Below are 16,439 nucleotides of genomic sequence, written 5' to 3'. Positions count from 1 at the left end.
CTTTGGGTCAGCCCCGTCAAGCAATATATCATATAGTCATATAAGTGTGTTGGCTTTGCCAGCCCTTTGTGCAGGTATGCCGCCCCTGGCTGGGAAACAGCCAGGAGCGTGAATTACGCGCCGCTGAATCGGGGGATTTCACCATGAGCATTTCAATTCAAAGGCGCTCCGGCGTCGCCCTGGCCGCCCTTATGGCGACCGCCGCCATCCCGGCCTTCGCCTTCGCCCAGGCCAGCGACGTCCAGGTCGAAGAAGTCGTCGTCACCGCCCAGCGCCGGTCGGAGAGCCTGCAAAAGGTTCCCGTCGCCGTCAGCGTCGTCAGCGGCGAACAGCTTGAGGCCCGCCAGACCTTCAGCACCGAGCAGTTGGTGGAACAGGTCCCCTCGCTGACCTTCCGCAAGGGCACGACGAACGTGAACTCGTCGCTGAACATCCGCGGCATCGGCACCACCTCCTTCTCCTCCGGTTCGGAACCGGCCGTCTCGACGGTGATCGACGGCGTGGTCTTCGCCCGTTCGGGCCAGGCCTTCTTCGATCTCTTCGACGTCGAGCGCATCGAAGTCCTGCGCGGCCCTCAGGGCACCCTGTTTGGCAAGAACGCCTCAGCCGGTGTGGTCTCCATCATCACCCGCAAGCCCTCGGCCACGCCGAAGAGCTTCGTGGAGGCCTCCTATTTCGACGGCAACGAGTACCGCCTGCGCGCCGGCTACTCCGGCCCCATCAGCGACACCACGCGCTTCGGCGTCACCGGCGTCTACGGCCACTATGACGGCAACGCCAAGAACGTGTTCAATGGCGAGACCGTGAACGGCTACGAGCGTTTCGGCGTCCGCGGCAAGCTGGAATGGACCCCCAACGAGGACCTGACCGTCAACCTGATCGCCGACTGGACCAACGCGGTGGACAACGCCTCGGCCGACGTCATCGGCTACGCGACCCCGGGCGATCCCATCATCGGCCAGGAAGCTCCGCTGGTGGTGGGCCCCACCAACCGCGACATCAACAACGACCTGGATCCGGTCACCAAGGACAGCAGCTGGGGCTATTCCGGCCAGGTCGATTACAGGCTCGGCGACTACACCTTCACCTCCATCACCGCCTGGCGCGGCTGGGGCAACACCGAGTACCGCGACGGCGACTACACCGCGGTGCAAGGCCGGCGCGTCGGCACCTCGTCCTCGCGCGACACCGGCGTGCTGGACTTCAACCAGTTCACCCAGGAAGTCCGCCTGGCCTCGCCCATCGGCGGCCTGGTCGACTATGTGGTCGGCGCCTACTACTACAAGACCGACCAGGACAATTACTTCAACCGCTTCAACGTCGGCTGCACCGCCACCACCCTGGCCGGCGGCGCCTGCGCCCCCGGGTCCTCGACCTATGCGGTGACTTCGAACGGCACGGCCAACTTCACCACCAGCCTGCAGAACTCGGCGATCTTCGGCCAGGCCAACCTGCACTTCAACGACAAGCTGACCGGCATCGTCGGCCTGCGGTCGTCGCGCGACGAGATCAACTTCAACTTCGCCCGCGTCTCGGCCTTCCCGACCGCCACTGCCGGGGTCCGCCCGAGCTTCGCGGCCACCGGCTCCACCACCACGCGCGGCACGTCGGGCCGCATCGGCCTGCAGTACGCCTTCACCGACGCCATCTCCGGCTATGTGAACTACGCCCGCGGCTACAAGGGCCCGGCGATCAACGTCTTCTTCAACATGCAGAGCTTCGACACCATTCCGCTCGAGGCGGAAACGTCGGACGCCTATGAAATCGGCCTGAAGACGGCCCTGTTCGACCGTCGCCTAATCCTCAACCTGGCGGCCTTCGACACCAAGTATTCGGGGTTCCAGACCACCAACTTCGACACCGTCGCCGGCACCATCGTCAGCCGCCTGGTGAATGCGGGCGAGGTCTCCACCAAGGGCGTCGAGGCCGACTTCACGGCCCGGCCCACCGCCAACCTGACCCTGTCAGGGGGCGGCAGCTACACCGACGCCAAGATCGAGAAGTTCTACTGCCCGCCCGGCTCGCCGGCCTCCTGCTCGGCGGTCAACGGCCAGCCGCTCGGCGCGCCGAAGGGCAAGTGGAGCCTGGCCGCCGACTACCGGGTGGAAACGCCGTCCCTGCCCTTCGACGTCAACCTGAACACCTCCTTCGTGCACCAGGACGCCGGCCGCCCGAACGCCAACAACCCGGTGATCGGTCCGCCGCTGGAGGGCTACGGCCTGTGGGACGCCAGTGTCGCCCTGGTGGACCGCGACGACCGCTACCGCGTGACCTTCGTGGTCAAGAACATCACCGACGAGTTCTACACCACCGCCCGGATCACCAGCACCTACATCCGCCAGCAGGTGCCGCGTGACTCCGAGCGCTACTACGGCGTCACCATCCGCGCCAACTTCGGCGGCTAGGACGCTCCAGCCCTGGGCCGCATAGAGAGCATGCGGCCCAGGCGCTTCTTCTTCCGCCCCAGGCGGAACCCGCCGGACTCCCGAGCCTTCTGTCCTCACACTTCAGCGAGGCGCTCATGAGCATTTTCGGCAAGATCTTCGACAAGATTTTCCACCACAAGACCGCGGCGGCTCCGGCGCCCGCGCCCACGGCGGCAGCTCCGGCCGCACCTGCGGCCGCGCCCGCTCCGGCGGCCCCCGTCGACGTCGAGGCCGTGCTCACCGAGCTGGCGGCCCAGAAGGGCGGCGGCGGCAACTGGCGCACCTCCATCGTCGACCTGCTGAAGATGCTGGATCTGGATTCTAGCCTGCAGGCGCGCAAGGAGCTGGGTCAGGAGCTGGGCGTCCACGCCGGCGCCGACGGCAGCGCCGAGCAGAACATCGCCCTGCAGAAGGCGGTCTGGAAGAAGCTCGCCGAGAACGGCGGCAAGGTTCCGGCCAGCCTTCAGGACTGACGCGGCAAGGCGCGGAGAGGGCCTTCGGCGCCCTTTCCCGCCCCCGTTAACGGCCATTCAACGCCATCTCGCTCTACTGCGGCCGACCGCAGAACGTGGAGCGAAGACGGATGGCGCTTGCCGAGACCTCATTGACGCTGGAGGGCGCGGACCGCCGCCGGACCGTCATGGGGCGCGCCGCCGTGGTCCTCGGCCTCCTGGCCTATGCCGCCCTGCTGGGCGGCGCCTGGTGGGCGGTGGTCCATCTCCTCCCCGACCAGATCACCCTGCAGGCCTTCGGTAAGTCGAAGACCGTGGGCGACGTTCACAACCGGATCGTCACCGGCATCGGCCTGATCGCCGCCATCCTGCCCACCGCGCTGTGGATCGAATGGCTCGTCGTGGGCTGGGAGCGCAGCTCGGCGCGCGCGCTGATCTTCGGCCCCACCATGTCCATGCGCACCGACCTGGCGGTGCTGATCCTCGGCCAGGGCCACGTGCTTGATCTGGTGGGCAAGGCGATGATGCTGGGCGCCTCGATGATCTCCGGCATGGCGCTCCGGGAGTGGATCAAGGCGCGGACCGGCTTCGCGGTCGACCTGACCAGCCTGCCCTTCGCGGCCCAGCTGGTGGTCTACTTCTACATCTACACCTTCTTCGACTACTGGACCCACCGGCTGGACCACAGCCGGTTCTTCTGGCCGCTGCATCGCTATCACCACTCGGCGGAGGACTTCTGCGTCGTCACCTCGGCGCGGCAGCACCCGGCCGCCTTCAGCGCCTTCTTCGTGATCAACCTGCCGCTGGCCGTCCTGGGCGCGACACCGGCCGTGATGATCTTCGTCAGCGTGGTGGTGACGACGGTGGGCTTCCTGATCCACTCCCAGCTGCAGTCGGACTGGGGCTGGTTCGGCCGCTGGGTCCTGCAGTCGCCCCTGCACCACCGCCTGCACCACAAGCTGGACATGACCCACCCCACCGGCCACTTCGCCATGGCTCCGATCTGGGACCGGCTGTTCGGCACCTGGTACGGCGGGGCCAAGCGCGACCTGGTGATCGGCGTGTCCCAGCCCTATCGGCACGGCTTCTGGATCGTGCCGGACCTGCTGCGGGACTATTGGCACTTCTGGTCGGGCTTCGTCGTGCGGCGCACCGAGTGAGCGCCTGGCGCGCTCACGCCTTGAAAATCTTGGTGCCCCAGGTCGGACTCGAACCAACACGCCTCTCGGCAACAGATTTTGAGTCTGCCGCGTCTACCATTTCGCCACTGGGGCCCCAGGAGCGGCCGGCAATGTAGCGGCGGGACCTCGCGCCGCAAGCGGCGAATGCCGCTATTGCGCGGCGGCTTCGTCCTCCCGGCGATTGAGGGCGGCATGGGCGGCCAGCAGGATATCCACCGCCACGATCGCGCCCACCACGGCCGCCGCCGCCAGGGCCGCGCCGCGCCTCGGGTTCTCCCGGCCGGTGGCCTTGCCCAGGGTGATCAGGTCCATGGCGTCGCCCCCCACCCGCAGCCAGAGCCAGGGTCCGGGCCGCACCGGCGACAACAGGCCCGCGCCCGCGGCGATCTCGCGGGCGCCGAACGCCGCCACCGTCTCCTCGTCGGAGGTCAGGCCGACGAACTTCGCGAAGCGCCGGGGCGCCGCCACGGCCGCAAGGCCGAGTCCCAGGCTGACCACGCCCAGGGCGCGCTTGACGATGACCAGGTCCAATTGCGTTTCCTCCAGCCTGAACTGGCCAATTCCCGATCCGCGTCCGGGTTCCGGCGGGACTCTTCGCCGCAAGCGGCTCTTCCAACGTACTCTCGACGTAATCACGTCCGAATGATAATCACTCGCAACGAGTTGAGGGCGTCCGCATGAACAATCTGTCGATGGACCGGGTGGCGATGGCCGATCCGATCCCCGAGGTCGGGATCACCGTGCGTCTGAGCGACGCCTCCGTGGGCGACCGCGGCGTGATCGTCGACGTGCGCGCCGACCTCGACGGCAAGGACCACGGGGTCGATGTCGAGGAGCTTCAGCGCCGGCTGCTGGAGTTCGGCTTCGTCGAGGGCGCGCGGATCGAGGTGATCCATGAGGGCGCCATCGGCCACGATCCCATCGCCGTGCGCCTGGACGACATGCGGGTGGCCCTGCGCCGCCGCGACGCCGGCGAGGTCGTCGTCCTGCTGGACCGCCCATGAGCCAGGCCGCCCTGTCGCCGGCCCGGGTCGCCCTGGTCGGCAATCCCAATTCCGGCAAGACCGCCCTCTTCAACGCCCTGACCGGCGGCCGCGCCAAGGTGGCCAACTATGCCGGCGTCACGGTCGAGCGGAAGGAAGGGGTCGTCACCACCCTGACGGGCCGCACCATCCACGTGCTGGACCTGCCCGGCACCTATTCCCTGCGCGCGCGCAGCCCCGACGAGGTGGTCACCCGCGACGCGGTCCTGGGCCAGCTGGCCGGCGAGACTCCGCCCGACGTCATCGTCTGCGTGGCAGACGCCACCAACCTGCGCCTGGTGCTGCGGCTGATCCTGGAGCTGAAGCGGGTCGGCCGGCCCCTGGTGCTGGCGCTCAACATGTTCGACATCGCCCAGCGGCAGGGCCTGCGCATCGACCTGGAGGGCCTGTCCCGCGAGATCGGCGCCCCCATCGTCACCACCGTGGCGACCCGCAAGCGCGGCATCGAGGAGCTGGTGGCCCAGATCGACGCCACCACCCTGGAGGCCGCGGCCCTGGGCGCCCAGACCTGGCGCGAGCCCGACGCGGCCGAGATCCGCGACGCCCACCGCGAGGCCCAGCGGCTGATGAAGGCCTATGTCCGGCCGCCGGAGCGGCCCGACACCCTGACCGGCAAGGTCGACAGCGTCCTGCTGCATCCCGTCTGGGGCCTGGCGATCCTGCTGGGCCTGCTGCTGGTGATGTTCCAGGCGGTGTTCACCGGCGCCACGCCGTTGATGGACCTGATCGACGCGGCCATGACCGGGCTTGGCGGCCTGGTGGCGCAGGTCCTGCCGGCGGGTCTGCTGCGCAGCCTGATCGTCGACGGGATCATCGCCGGGGTCGGCAGCGTGCTGGTCTTCCTGCCGCAGATCCTGATCCTGTTCTTCTTCATCATCATGCTGGAGGACTCCGGCTACATGGCCCGGGCCGCCTTCCTGATGGACAAGATCATGGGCGGGGCGGGCCTGCACGGACGGGCCTTCATCCCCCTGCTCTCCTCCTTCGCCTGCGCCATCCCCGGAATCATGTCGACGCGGGTGATCGACAACAAGCGCGACCGGCTGACCACCATCCTGGTGGCGCCCCTGATGACCTGCTCGGCCCGCATCCCCGTCTACACCCTGATCATCGGGGCGGTGATCCCGCACCGGAACGTGGGTGGGATCTTCAGCCTGCAGGGCCTGGTGATGTTCGGCCTCTATGCGGCCGGCATCCTGTCGGCCCTGGGGGTCTCCTTCGTCATGCGGCGCTTCTTCTGGCGGGGCATGAGCGAGCCCTTCATGATGGAGCTGCCCACCTACAAGAAGCCCGACCCCACCAACGTCGCGCGCAACCTGCTGCTGCGCGGCCAGATCTTCATGAGCCGGGCCGGCCGTATCATCCTGCCCCTGATGGTCCTGGTCTGGTTCCTGTCGACCTTCCCCTATGCGCCGGCCGGCGCGACGGGACCGGCCATCGACTACAGCTTCGCCGGCATGATCGGCCACTTCATCCAGCCCGCCCTGGCCCCCATCGGCTTCAACTGGCAGATGTCGGTGGCCCTGGTGCCGGGCATGGCCGCCCGCGAGGTGGCGGTGGCCGCGCTCGGCACCGTCTACGCCGTCGGCGACGCCGAGGCCGCCACCGGCGGCCTGTCGGCCCGCCTGGCGGCCCAGTGGTCCCTGGCCTCGGGCCTGTCCTTCCTGGCCTGGTACGTCTTCGCCCCGCAATGCGTGGCGACGCTCGGGGTGGTGAAGCGCGAGACCAACAGCTGGCTCTGGCCGGCGGTCATGTTCGGCTACATGATCACCCTGGCCTATCTCGCCGCCCTGATCGTCTACCAGCTCACGGTGGCCCTGGGCGGCGGCTAGAATTATACGAACGCAAGTTAAGCCTGACCTTTAACGACGCGATAAACGGCCTGAGCGCAACCTGCACTGGTGGGAGGCGTGATCATGGAAAAGATCCAGACCGAACGGCGGCGGAAGCCGCGCCCTAAGACCAGCGCCGAGGCCGTGGCCGAGCGCATCCGCCAGACCCTGCTGCTCTTCGGCGGCGAGGCGCACCGGCGAGAGGTCATCATGCAGATGGCTCGCGACGCGGGTCATGACGTCCGTCATATCCCCGAGGACCTCGAGGCCAGCGTCATCACCAGCTTCGAGGAGGTTTGGCGCGACGAGGCCCGGCGCGAGAGCCTCGGCTTCACCCTGCGCTTCGGCGAGGGGTCGCACCGCTGGGGCGTACGGATGCCGGAGACGGCACACTAGCCTTGGGCGGCGCATCGCCCGCCAGGGCGACCGCGGCCGCCTGCAGGCGGCTGAGCAGGCGCTTCAGCAGCGCCACCTCGTCGGGAGCCAGGCCCGCGATCAGGGCCGCCTCGTAGGCGAGCGCCAGGGGCGCGATCTCGGCGTGCAGCCTCGATCCTTCCAGGGTGAGCGCCAGGACGTGGGAGCGGCCGTCGGCGTGGTGCTCCGACCGCTCCAGCAACCGGCGTTTGGAGAGGCCGTGGGCGGCCCGGCTGACCGTCACCTTGTCCATGCCGGTGCGCGCCACGATCGCCCCCTGGGTCAGGCCCCCGTCCTCCGCCAGGACGCAGATCAGCCGCCACTGCGGGATGGTCAGGCCAAAGCGGTCCTCATAGGCCCGGGCGATCAGGCCCGAGACCGCATTGGAAGCCACCGACAGCCGATAGGGCAGATAGGCGTCCAGCTTCAGGCCCGCCGGGGCGTCGGTATCCGCGGGCGGGGACTGAACGGTCATCTGGCCAAGACCTCCTGCTCGATGGCGCCGAAGATGGAGTGGCGGCGCGCGTCGCGCATTTCAACCCGCACCCGGTCGCCCACCTTGAGGAAGGGGGTCCTGGGCGCGCCATGGGCAAGGGTTTCGACGGTCCGCAACTCTGCGAGGCAGGAATAGCCAACACCACCCTCGGCTACAGATTTCCCTGGACCGCCGTCGGGGCCACGATTCGAGACGGTGCCCGAGCCGATGATGGTCCCGGCCCCAAGCGCCCGGGTCTTGGCCGCGTGGGCGATCAGGGTCCCGAAGTCGAAGGTCATGTCGACCCCGGCGTCGGCCTCGCCCAGCGGCTTGCCGTTCAACTCCACCTCCAGGGCGCCCGAGAGCCGGCCGTCCTTCCAGGCGTCGCCGAGGCTGTCGGGGGTCACCGCCACCGGCGAGAAGGCCGAGGCCGGCTTGGACTGGAAGAAGCCGAAGTTCTTGGCCAGTTCGTCGGGGATCAGATTGCGCAGGGAGACGTCGTTGGCCAGCATCACCAGACGGATGGCGGCCAGGCCCTCCTCGCGGCTCGCGCCCTGGGGCACGTCGCCGGTGATCACCGCGATCTCGCCCTCCATGTCGCAGCCCCAGGCCTCGTCGGCGAGCGGGATGGGATCGCGCGGCGCCAGGAAGCCGTCGGAGCCGCCCTGGTACATCAGGGGGTCGGTCCAGAAGCTGGCGGGCATCTCGGCGCCCCGGGCCTTCCGCACCAGCTCCACGTGGTTCACATAGGCTGAGCCGTCCGCCCACTGATAGGCGCGCGGCAGGGGGCTCTCGGCGTTGTGCTCGTGGAAGCGCACGCGAGGGATCGAGCCGTGCTCCAGGCTCTCGGCCAGGCCGCGCAGCAGGGGCTCGCACCGCTCCCAGTCATCGAGGGCCGCCTGCAGGGTGGGGGCGACATTGTTGGCCTCGACGCACCAGGCCAGGTCGTTGGAGACCACCACGAGGCGCCCGTCGCGCCCCCACTTCTTTGAAGCGAGCTTCATTCCTGGTCTCCTGCCATGTCTGTTTTCATTGAATCGCGGCGCGGAATGACGCGGGTCAGGCGGACTCCACGCTCATAGGCTTGCGGCTGATAGACGACGACCTCGACGCGGATGTCCCCCTTGGGCTCGAGCTCCCAAAGGTAGTTGCGCTCGAAGCAGGCCGAGCGGCCGGCGGGGGTGAAGCCCTCGTAGGTGTCGCCCCACGGGGTGACCTGGGAGAGTTCGCGCCACCCCAGGTCGCAGGCCCTTGCCAGTTCTTCCTCGGCGGCGTCCGCCAAATCCTTTTGGCGGTCGACGCTGGGCATTCAGATGCGCACGTCCATGGGGACGGTGGCGGCCGAGCGCTTGTTGCGGTCGAGGGGGATGGTCACCTAGGCGGTCTTCCAGCTGTCGACATAGGCGGCATTCTCAACCGTCGCGGCGGCCTCGCCAACCTCCAACGGGTCGCGGGTGTCGATCATCACGGCATATTCATCGGTGGCCGGCTTGGGCTGGCTGAGCATGTTCTTCAGCGCCTTGGGGTGCGGCCCGTGGGTGAAGCCGGAGGGATGGAAGGTCATCATGCCCGCGCCGATGCCGTCGCGGCTGAAGAAGTCGCCCGCGTGGTAGAAGAGCACTTCCTCGTAATCGTCGTTGTTGTGGAAGAACGGGACCTTCAAGGCCCCCGGATCGGTCTCGAAGGGGCGCGGGGCGAAGGTGCAGACCACGAAGCGGTCGGCAACGAAGGTGGTGTGGACGCTGGGGGGCAGGTGATAGCGGTGGCTCACCACCGGCCGCAGGTCACGCACGTTCAGGCGCACCGGCGCCAGGTCGCCGTGCCAGCCCACCGCGTCGATGGGGTTGTAGGGGTAGGTCACCGTCGAGACCTGGCCGCGCTTCTTGATCTCCACCTTGAACTCGCCGGCCAGGGCCTGATGGGCGCGGAAGGCCTCGTCCATGGCGGGCGTGTCCAGCATGGCCGGATCGAACAGGGCGTGGCCCCCCAGCATGCCCTTGTCGGGCAGGGTGAAGTGGCTGTTGGTGGCCTGGATCGTCAGCACCGCCGTGGGCGCCGAGGGGGTCAGCCGCCACATGGTCCCGCGCGGCAGGTAGAGATAGTCGCCGGCCTCATAGGCGATGCGGCCATAGTCGCAGAAGAGGTCGCCGGCGCCTTCGTGGACGAACAGCAGCTGGTCGCCGTCGGCGTTGCGGGCCAGGGCCGGCATGGGTCCCGCCAGCTTCCAGAAGCGCATCTCCACGGCGGCGTTGTGCAGCACGACGGGCGCGCTCCAGGGCGAGCCGGCCGCCTCGTTCAGCCGGGCCAGGTCGAAGGCCCGGGGCCGCAGCGGCCCCTCGAAATTGGTCCAGCCGGTGGGCGGGCGCGGGTGGTGCAGGAAGGCGGCGGGACCGAAGAAGCCCTCCTTGGAGATCTCCCGTTCATAGGTGCCGGCGGGCATGTCCGCATGGGCCTGGCGGGAATGGGCTCCCTGCGCCCCGCGAACCGGGATCCAGTTTCGAGCCATCAGAATTCGTCCTTGTAGATGTGCACGCTCACCGGCTGGCCCTCGGCCGCGCGGGCCCGGTACATGCCCGAGGTGTTGTAGCTCCAGGCCAGCTGGCCGTCGGGGGCCACCGCGATGACCCCGCCGTCGCCGCCCATGGCGGTGAGGCGCTTCTGGATCACCTCGTCGCAGGCCTGCTGCAGGCCCATGCCCTTCAGCTCCACCAGGGCCGAGATGTCGCGGGCCACGGTCAGGCGGATGAAGAACTCGCCGGTCCCGGTGGCCGATACCGCGCAGCCGGCGTTCGACGCATAGGTGCCCGCCCCGATCAGGGGGCTGTCCCCCACCCGGCCCCAGCGCTTGCCCGTGGTGCCGCCGGTGGAGGTGGCCGCGGCCACGTCGCCGCGGATATCCAGGGCCACCACGCCCACCGTGCCGTGCTTGCCCTCGTCATGGGCCAGGTCCAGGGCGGGATCGGGCCGGTCGGCGCCCGCCGGCTCGGGCGGGATCGGCAGGTTCTCGGCCTTGAGGAAGTTGGTCAGGCTGCGCCAGCGCCGGGCGGTGTGGAAGTGGAAGGGCTCGACCAGCTCCTCGCCCTGGTCGGCGGCGAAGTCGTCGGCGCCCTGGCCGATCAGCATGACGTGGCCCGATCGCTCCATGACCGCGCGGGCCAGGGAGATGGGATGCCGGGCGCGGGTGACGCCGGCCACGGCGCCGGCGGCCAGGGTCCGGCCCTCCATGATGGCGGCGTCCAGTTCGTTGCGTCCCTCGGCGGTGAAGACCGCGCCGCGGCCGGCGTTGAACAGGGGATCGTCCTCCAGCAGGCGGACGGTGGTCTCACAGGCGTCCAGGGCCAGGCCGCCGGACTTCAGCACCTCGGCGCCGGCCTCCGTGACCTTGGCCATGGCGGCGCGATAGGCCTGCTCCTGCTCCGGCTTGAGGTGGGCGCGTTCGATCACGCCCGCCCCACCATGCACGACGATCGCCCATTTCGGCGCCAATCAGCCCTCCTTGGCGGGCAGCACCCCGCGGCGCACCTGGTCGAGTTCGATGGACTCGAACAGGGCCTTGAAGTTGCCCTCACCGAAGCCCTCGTTGCCCTTGCGCTGGATGAGCTCGAAGAAGATCGGCCCGACCATGTTCTCTGTGAAGATCTGCAGCAGCAGACCCTGGCCCTCGGTCGGGGCGCCGTCCATCAGGATCTGGTCGGCGCGCAGGCGCTGCAGGTTCTCGCCATGGCCGGGGACGCGGTCGGGAAGCTGCTCGTAATAGGTCTCCGGCACGCTCTGGAAGCGGACCTCGCGCGCCCGCATGGTCTCCACCGCGTGGTAGATGTCGCCGGTCCCCAGCGCCACGTGCTGGATGCCCTCGCCGTGGTAGTCCTTGAGGAACTCCTCGATCTGCGAGTGGTCGTCCCGGCTCTCGTTCAGCGGGATGCGGATCTTGCCGCAGGGGCTGGTCATGGCCTTGGAGATCAGGCCGGTCTGCTGACCCTCGATGTCGAAATAGCGGATCTCGCGGAAGTTGAAGATGCTCTCGTAGAACTCCGCCCACTTGGCCATCTGGCCGCGGAAGACGTTGTGGGTCAGGTGGTCGAGATAGGTCAGGCCGACGCTGTTGCGGGCCTCGGCCTCCGCCGCGCCGGGGATCGGCAGGAAGTCGACGTCGTAGATCTCCTGGGCCCCGTAGCGGTCCACCAGATAGAGGTTGGAGCCACCGATCCCCTCGATGGCCGGGATGTTCAGCTCCATGGGGCCCACCGGACCCTGGACCTGCTTGGCGCCGCGCTCCAGGGCCAGCTTCAGGGCCTTCGCCGCGTCCTTGACCCGGAAGGCCATGGCGTTGGCCGACGGGCCATGAATCTGGCGGAAGTCGGCCGGCTGGCCGCTGGGCTCCATGTTCAGCAGGAAGTTGATGTCGCCCTGGCGGAACCGGAGGACGTTCTTCGAGCGGTGCTTGCTGACCGCGGTGAAGCCCATCTTCTCGAACAGGCCCTTGAGCTGCTCGGGCTCGGGGGCGGTGAACTCGACGAACTCGAAGCCGTCGGTGCCCAGGGGATTGTCGAACAGGTCGCGGGTGGGGGCTTGGGCGTTCATGCGCGCTCCTTGCAGGGGGATAGTATCAGATGAAACCAATTGCCCGATCCGAGGCGGCGAGACAAGTCCTGCCCCGCCTGCTAGCAAACGTGTGAACTCTCACCTCGGATCGCCATGCTTCGCAAAATGTACGACTGGGTCATGGGCCTGGCCGGATCTCGTCATGCGCCGTTGATGCTGTGCGGCGTGTCCTTCGCCGAGAGCTCGTTCTTCCCCATTCCGCCGGACGTCATGCTGGCGCCCATGGTGCTGGCCAGGCCCGACCGCGCCTTTGTCTATGCTGGCCTCTGCACCCTCTCCTCGGTGCTGGGGGGCTGCCTGGGCTACTTCATCGGCTACCACCTGGGGGACCTGGGCCACTGGCTGCTGGCCCTGATGGGTCACGCCGACGGCGAGGCCGCCTTCCGCGCCTGGTTCGACCAGTGGGGCCTTTGGGTGATCCTCATCAAGGGGGCGACGCCCATCCCCTACAAGCTGGTGACCATCGCCGCGGGCCTGGCCCAGTTTTCCTTCGTCACCTTCCTCTGGGCCTCGGTCCTGACCCGGGGCGCGCGGTTCTTCATGACCGCCACCCTGCTGAAATACTTCGGGCCGGCGGTGCGCGAGCAGGTGGAGAAGCGCCTGACCCTCTACACCGTCATCGGGCTGACGATCCTGGTCGGTGGGATCGTCGCGCTGAAAGTCTTGGGCTGAGGCGCGTTTTGCGCTCATATCGCGCGCCATGATGCAGCTCATCCGCGCCGTCCTCGACCGCTGGGCCCTCTGGGCGCTCGGCGCCTCCGCCCTGATGCTGGCGGCCGCCCACGCCTTCGAGACCTTCGGCGGCTACGCCCCCTGCACGCTCTGCCTGCGCCAGCGGGAGGTCTACTGGGTCGCCGGGACCATCGCCCTGGTCGCGATCCTGGTCACCAAGCTGCCGCGCGGCCTGCGCTGGCGCTGGCTGTTCGACCTGGCCCTCGCCCTCACCTTCGCCGTCGGCGTCGCGGTCGCCACCTGGCACGCCGGGGCGGAGTGGAAGTGGTGGCCCGGCCCGTCCACCTGCGCCTCCACCGGCGCCGGGGTCAGCGCCGACGCCATGGCCGACCTGCTCGGCGGCGCCAAGATCCGCCCCCCCGCCTGCGACGAGGCGGCCTGGCGGTTCCTGGGCCTCTCCATGGCCGGCTGGAACGTGCTGATCTCCCTGAAGCTGGTGGCCTATAGCGTCATGGCCATCTTCCACGACAGGCGCCGGCCATGAGCGACAAGCCCGTTCCCCCCCGCCCCGGCCAGGGCGCCGGCGGCGCCCGTCTGGCCGAGATCCTGCGGGTCGATCACGCCGGCGAGATGGCGGCCGTCCAGATCTATCGCGGCCAGCGCGCGGTGCTCGGCGCCGCCCGAGGCCATGAGCGCATCACCGGCCAGCTCGCCGAGATGGAGGCCGACGAGGCCGTCCACCTGGCCCGCTTCGACGACCTGCTCACCGAGCACGGGGTGCGGCCCACCGCCATGACCCCCTTCTGGCGGGTGGCGGCCTTCGCCCTGGGCGCCGGCACGGCCCTGTTGGGGGACAAGGCGGCCCATGCCTGCACCGAGGCCGTCGAGGACGTGATCGAGCAGCACTATGCCGGCCAGATCGCCGAACTGGAGGGCCGCGATCCGGCCCTGGCCGCCGAGCTCTCGAAGTTCCGCGACGAGGAGCTGGCCCACCGCGACAAGGCCCTGGAGGAAGGGGCCCGGGAGGCGCCCGGCTATCCGGTCCTCGCCGCCGTGATCCGCGCCGGCTGCAAGGCCGCCATCAAGATCAGTGAGAAGCTATGACCGAGGCCGAGATCGAGGCCCTGCGCCGGGGCGCCGAGACGCCGGTCACCGCCGGCCCCGCTGACCTCGCAGCCGTCGCCGAGGACCTCAGCGCCGCCTTCCGCACCGACCCGCAGTTCTGCTGGTTCCTGCGCGACGACGCCAAGCGCGAGGCCGCCCGCCTAGCCTTCATGAAGATGATCCTCAAGGAGATCGCCCTGCCCACCGGCGAGGTGACCCGCCCGGCGGCCGGCGGCGCCGTCTCCATCTGGATCCCCTCCTCCCAGCTCGGACCCAACAGCCTGATGCAGGAGCTGCGGGTCCTGCCCACCATCCTGGCGGCCACCGGGTTCGGGCGGCTGGGGCGGCTGTCGGCCATGCGCAAGGTGATGGACGAACTGCACCCCATGGACCGGCCCCACGCCTATCTGTGGTTCCTGGGCGTGCGGCCCGAGGCTCAAGGCATGGGGGTCGGCTCGCGGATGCTGAAGGCGGGCCTGGCCAAGGTCGACGCCCAGGGCCTGCCGGCCTATCTGGAGTCCTCCAACGAAGCCAATGTGCCCCTCTATCGCCGCTACGGCTTCGAGGTGACCCAGGAGTTCCGCGCCCGGCCCGACGCCCCGCCCCTCTGGGCCATGTGGCGCGAACCCCAGGCCGTGTGACCGGCCCGGCCCGCACCCTGCTGCTGACCCGCGGCGTCCGCGCCTTCGGGGACGGCTTCGTCGCCCTGCTGCTGCCGGTCTATCTGACCGCCCTTGGCTTCTCGCCCCTGCAGGTGGGGGTGCTCACCACCGCCACCCTGCTGGGATCGGCCGCCCTGACCCTGGCCGTCGGCGCCATCGCCCACCGGGTCAGCACGCGCCGGCTGCTGATCGCCGTCTCGGGCCTGATGTGCCTGACGGGCCTCGCCTTCGCCGGGCTGGGCGGGTTCTGGCCCCTGGTGGTGGTGGGCTGCGTCGGCACCCTCAATCCCTCCGGCGGCGACGTCAGTCCCTTCCTGCCCCTGGAGCAGTCGATGCTGGCCCACAGCACGACGGACGCCGCCCGCACCGGCCTGTTCGCCCGCTACAGCCTGACCGGGTCGCTCAGCGTGGCGGCCGGCGCCCTGGCGGTGGGGGTGGCCGAGCAGGTGGGACGCGCACTGGGCTGGGCGAGTCTGGACATCGCGCGCGCCATGTTCGTGCTCTACGGCCTGCTGGGCCTGATCGTCATGGCCCTCTACCGGGGCCTGCCGGCGGCGGAGAGCGACGCGGAGAAGGCCCGCCAGCCCCTGGGACCTTCCCGCAACCGGGTCTATCTTCTGGCCGGCCTGTTCAGCGTCGACAGCTTCGGGGGCGGCTTTCTCGTTCAGTCCCTGCTGGCCCTCTACCTCTTCCAGCACTACGGCCTGTCGTTGACCACCGCCTCGGCCCTGTTCTTCTGGATGGGGGTGCTGACCGCCTTCTCGCAGCTCGCCTCCGGACGGCTGGCCCAGAGGATCGGCCTGGTGAACACCATGGTCTTCACCCACATCCCGGCCAATCTGTGCCTGATGCTGGTGGCCTTCGCCCCCAGCCTGCCGGTGGCCATGGGTCTGCTGCTGGTGCGCTCGACCCTGTCGGCCATGGATGTGCCGGCGCGCACCTCCTACGTCATGGCCATCGTCACCCCGCCGGAGCGGGCCGCGGCCGCCAGCCTGACCAATGTGCCCCGCAGCCTGGCCTCGGCGCTGAGCCCCTCCATCGCCGGCCTGCTGCTGACGCTCAGCCCCTTCGCCTGGCCTCTCTTGATCGGCGGCGGCCTGAAGATCGGCTACGACCTGCTGCTGCTGCTGATGTTCCGGACGGTGAAGCCGCCGGAGGAGATGGGCTAGACCCGCTCCCCCAGGGTCCTGCGTCCCAGCGCCAAGATCACCAGCAGCACCGCCTCGATCACCATCGGCTGGACCATGGTGGAATCCAGCCCCTCCACAGCCACGGTGACGATCCGGCCCGACAGGGCCAGGCCGATCAGCAGCAGGGGCGCGGTGAGCAGGCGGCGGTCGTCGCGGATCGCCGCGGCCAGGGCGAAGATCCCCGCCCCGCCGAAGAAGCCGGCCACGTCGGCCCGCAGGGTGGCCAGGCCCAGGCCGTTCTGAGCCATCAGGCCCAGCAGGGCGGCGGGTTGAACCGGGGCGAACCAGAGCCGGAGCGCCAGCAGCAGGGCGAGCGCGCCGATCAGGCCGACGAGCAGGCGAAGGACGAGGCGGACCATGGAGGCTCCGTGAGCTTTGGATTGATT

The 16,439-nt window shown here is 69.2% G+C and carries 19 protein-coding genes and 1 tRNA gene; 11 read left to right on the top strand and 9 right to left on the bottom strand.

All coding sequences use genetic code 11. From position 1 onward, the window contains the following. Positions 1-143: 143 nt before the first annotated feature. From AC1RN5_RS14610 to AC1RN5_RS14600, 3 genes are all read left to right on the top strand, one after another. Positions 144-2,405 carry a TonB-dependent receptor gene (locus AC1RN5_RS14610; protein WP_493041876.1) on the top strand — a complete coding sequence of 754 codons (2,262 nt, stop codon included), beginning with the start codon at positions 144-146 and terminating at the stop codon, positions 2,403-2,405. 116 nt (positions 2,406-2,521) lie between these two features. Beyond that, positions 2,522-2,899 (top strand): DUF3597 domain-containing protein, encoded by a 378-nt coding sequence (locus AC1RN5_RS14605; RefSeq protein ID WP_493041875.1) that lies wholly within the window; start codon positions 2,522-2,524, stop codon positions 2,897-2,899. A 110-nt stretch (positions 2,900-3,009) separates the two neighbouring features. Further along, positions 3,010-4,038 (top strand): sterol desaturase family protein, encoded by a 1,029-nt coding sequence (locus AC1RN5_RS14600; RefSeq protein ID WP_493041874.1) that lies wholly within the window; start codon positions 3,010-3,012, stop codon positions 4,036-4,038. 30 nt (positions 4,039-4,068) lie between these two features. Here the strand turns inward: AC1RN5_RS14600 and AC1RN5_RS14595 are convergent. Continuing rightward, positions 4,069-4,152, bottom strand: a tRNA-Leu gene (locus tag AC1RN5_RS14595). A gap of 57 nt (positions 4,153-4,209) precedes the next feature. Beyond that, the gene (locus AC1RN5_RS14590; RefSeq protein WP_493041873.1) at positions 4,210-4,590 is read right to left on the bottom strand and encodes a hypothetical protein; all 381 of its coding nucleotides are present in this window, start codon (positions 4,588-4,590) and stop codon (positions 4,210-4,212) included. A 176-nt stretch (positions 4,591-4,766) separates the two neighbouring features. On the opposite strand from AC1RN5_RS14590, the gene AC1RN5_RS14585 reads away from it, so the two are divergent. From AC1RN5_RS14585 to AC1RN5_RS14575, 3 genes are all read left to right on the top strand, one after another. Next, a complete protein-coding gene (locus tag AC1RN5_RS14585; protein ID WP_493042143.1) occupies positions 4,767-5,063 on the top strand; it encodes a FeoA family protein in 297 nt (98 codons plus the stop codon). Then, entirely contained in the window at positions 5,060-6,934 is a 1,875-nt protein-coding gene (gene feoB / locus AC1RN5_RS14580; RefSeq protein ID WP_493041872.1) for a ferrous iron transporter B, read from the top strand. Before AC1RN5_RS14585 ends, feoB begins: the two co-directional genes overlap by 4 nt. Before the next feature lie 84 nt (positions 6,935-7,018). After that, positions 7,019-7,330: a hypothetical protein gene (locus tag AC1RN5_RS14575; RefSeq protein ID WP_304701728.1), complete on the top strand. Its 312-nt coding sequence runs from the start codon at positions 7,019-7,021 to the stop codon at positions 7,328-7,330. Here the strand turns inward: AC1RN5_RS14575 and AC1RN5_RS14570 are convergent. From AC1RN5_RS14570 to hppD, 6 genes are all read right to left on the bottom strand, one after another. Further along, positions 7,266-7,823, bottom strand: a complete 558-nt coding sequence (locus AC1RN5_RS14570) for a MarR family winged helix-turn-helix transcriptional regulator (RefSeq protein ID WP_421934749.1) — start codon at positions 7,821-7,823, stop codon at positions 7,266-7,268. The genes AC1RN5_RS14575 and AC1RN5_RS14570 overlap by 65 nt on opposite strands. Then, complete coding sequence (locus AC1RN5_RS14565; protein ID WP_493041871.1) at positions 7,820-8,827, bottom strand: fumarylacetoacetate hydrolase family protein; 1,008 nt, start codon at positions 8,825-8,827, stop codon at positions 7,820-7,822. The genes AC1RN5_RS14570 and AC1RN5_RS14565 overlap by 4 nt, the downstream gene beginning before the upstream one ends. Continuing rightward, entirely contained in the window at positions 8,824-9,132 is a 309-nt protein-coding gene (locus AC1RN5_RS14560; RefSeq protein WP_493041870.1) for a hypothetical protein, read from the bottom strand. Before AC1RN5_RS14560 ends, AC1RN5_RS14565 begins: the two co-directional genes overlap by 4 nt. 66 nt (positions 9,133-9,198) lie before the next feature. After that, the gene (locus AC1RN5_RS14555) at positions 9,199-10,329 is read right to left on the bottom strand and encodes a homogentisate 1,2-dioxygenase (RefSeq protein WP_493041869.1); all 1,131 of its coding nucleotides are present in this window, start codon (positions 10,327-10,329) and stop codon (positions 9,199-9,201) included. Further along, positions 10,329-11,309: an isoaspartyl peptidase/L-asparaginase family protein gene (locus AC1RN5_RS14550; RefSeq protein WP_493041868.1), complete on the bottom strand. Its 981-nt coding sequence runs from the start codon at positions 11,307-11,309 to the stop codon at positions 10,329-10,331. Before AC1RN5_RS14550 ends, AC1RN5_RS14555 begins: the two co-directional genes overlap by 1 nt. Next, positions 11,310-12,404 carry a 4-hydroxyphenylpyruvate dioxygenase gene (gene hppD, locus AC1RN5_RS14545; protein WP_493041867.1) on the bottom strand — a complete coding sequence of 365 codons (1,095 nt, stop codon included), beginning with the start codon at positions 12,402-12,404 and terminating at the stop codon, positions 11,310-11,312. A 114-nt stretch (positions 12,405-12,518) separates the two neighbouring features. On the opposite strand from hppD, the gene AC1RN5_RS14540 reads away from it, so the two are divergent. The 5 genes from AC1RN5_RS14540 to AC1RN5_RS14520 are packed head-to-tail and all read left to right on the top strand — an operon-like array spanning position 12,519 to position 16,032. Further along, positions 12,519-13,097, top strand: coding sequence for a YqaA family protein (locus tag AC1RN5_RS14540; protein WP_493041866.1), 579 nt, complete (start codon positions 12,519-12,521; stop codon positions 13,095-13,097). A 28-nt stretch (positions 13,098-13,125) separates the two neighbouring features. Then, positions 13,126-13,641 carry a disulfide bond formation protein B gene (locus AC1RN5_RS14535; RefSeq protein ID WP_493041864.1) on the top strand — a complete coding sequence of 172 codons (516 nt, stop codon included), beginning with the start codon at positions 13,126-13,128 and terminating at the stop codon, positions 13,639-13,641. After that, positions 13,638-14,201 carry a demethoxyubiquinone hydroxylase family protein gene (locus AC1RN5_RS14530; protein ID WP_493041863.1) on the top strand — a complete coding sequence of 188 codons (564 nt, stop codon included), beginning with the start codon at positions 13,638-13,640 and terminating at the stop codon, positions 14,199-14,201. Before AC1RN5_RS14535 ends, AC1RN5_RS14530 begins: the two co-directional genes overlap by 4 nt. After that, positions 14,198-14,842, top strand: a complete 645-nt coding sequence (locus tag AC1RN5_RS14525; RefSeq protein ID WP_493041862.1) for a GNAT family N-acetyltransferase — start codon at positions 14,198-14,200, stop codon at positions 14,840-14,842. The genes AC1RN5_RS14530 and AC1RN5_RS14525 overlap by 4 nt, the downstream gene beginning before the upstream one ends. Then, on the top strand, positions 14,839-16,032 hold the full coding sequence (locus tag AC1RN5_RS14520) for an MFS transporter (RefSeq protein ID WP_493041861.1): 1,194 nt from the start codon (positions 14,839-14,841) through the stop codon (positions 16,030-16,032). Before AC1RN5_RS14525 ends, AC1RN5_RS14520 begins: the two co-directional genes overlap by 4 nt. On the opposite strand, the gene AC1RN5_RS14515 is transcribed toward AC1RN5_RS14520, so the two are convergent. Beyond that, the gene (locus AC1RN5_RS14515) at positions 16,029-16,412 is read right to left on the bottom strand and encodes a DUF4345 family protein (protein WP_493041860.1); all 384 of its coding nucleotides are present in this window, start codon (positions 16,410-16,412) and stop codon (positions 16,029-16,031) included. The genes AC1RN5_RS14520 and AC1RN5_RS14515 overlap by 4 nt on opposite strands. Positions 16,413-16,439 lie beyond the last annotated feature (27 nt).

This window comes from Phenylobacterium sp. GW821-FHT12F10 (assembly GCF_058806695.1).
This window is presented reverse-complemented; position numbering and strand designations above follow the sequence as displayed.

Coding starts and splice junctions, on each gene's coding strand:
- AC1RN5_RS14610 (WP_493041876.1), top strand. CDS start 144: ATGAGCATTTCAATTCAAAGGCGCTCCGGCGTCGCCCTGGCCGCCCTT.
- AC1RN5_RS14605 (WP_493041875.1), top strand. CDS start 2,522: ATGAGCATTTTCGGCAAGATCTTCGACAAGATTTTCCACCACAAGACC.
- AC1RN5_RS14600 (WP_493041874.1), top strand. CDS start 3,010: ATGGCGCTTGCCGAGACCTCATTGACGCTGGAGGGCGCGGACCGCCGC.
- AC1RN5_RS14585 (WP_493042143.1), top strand. CDS start 4,767: ATGGCCGATCCGATCCCCGAGGTCGGGATCACCGTGCGTCTGAGCGAC.
- feoB (WP_493041872.1), top strand. CDS start 5,060: ATGAGCCAGGCCGCCCTGTCGCCGGCCCGGGTCGCCCTGGTCGGCAAT.
- AC1RN5_RS14575 (WP_304701728.1), top strand. CDS start 7,019: ATGGAAAAGATCCAGACCGAACGGCGGCGGAAGCCGCGCCCTAAGACC.
- AC1RN5_RS14570 (WP_421934749.1), bottom strand. CDS start 7,823: ATGACCGTTCAGTCCCCGCCCGCGGATACCGACGCCCCGGCGGGCCTG.
- AC1RN5_RS14565 (WP_493041871.1), bottom strand. CDS start 8,827: ATGAAGCTCGCTTCAAAGAAGTGGGGGCGCGACGGGCGCCTCGTGGTG.
- AC1RN5_RS14560 (WP_493041870.1), bottom strand. CDS start 9,132: ATGCCCAGCGTCGACCGCCAAAAGGATTTGGCGGACGCCGCCGAGGAA.
- AC1RN5_RS14555 (WP_493041869.1), bottom strand. CDS start 10,329: ATGGCTCGAAACTGGATCCCGGTTCGCGGGGCGCAGGGAGCCCATTCC.
- hppD (WP_493041867.1), bottom strand. CDS start 12,404: ATGAACGCCCAAGCCCCCACCCGCGACCTGTTCGACAATCCCCTGGGC.
- AC1RN5_RS14540 (WP_493041866.1), top strand. CDS start 12,519: ATGCTTCGCAAAATGTACGACTGGGTCATGGGCCTGGCCGGATCTCGT.
- AC1RN5_RS14535 (WP_493041864.1), top strand. CDS start 13,126: ATGATGCAGCTCATCCGCGCCGTCCTCGACCGCTGGGCCCTCTGGGCG.
- AC1RN5_RS14530 (WP_493041863.1), top strand. CDS start 13,638: ATGAGCGACAAGCCCGTTCCCCCCCGCCCCGGCCAGGGCGCCGGCGGC.
- AC1RN5_RS14525 (WP_493041862.1), top strand. CDS start 14,198: ATGACCGAGGCCGAGATCGAGGCCCTGCGCCGGGGCGCCGAGACGCCG.
- AC1RN5_RS14515 (WP_493041860.1), bottom strand. CDS start 16,412: ATGGTCCGCCTCGTCCTTCGCCTGCTCGTCGGCCTGATCGGCGCGCTC.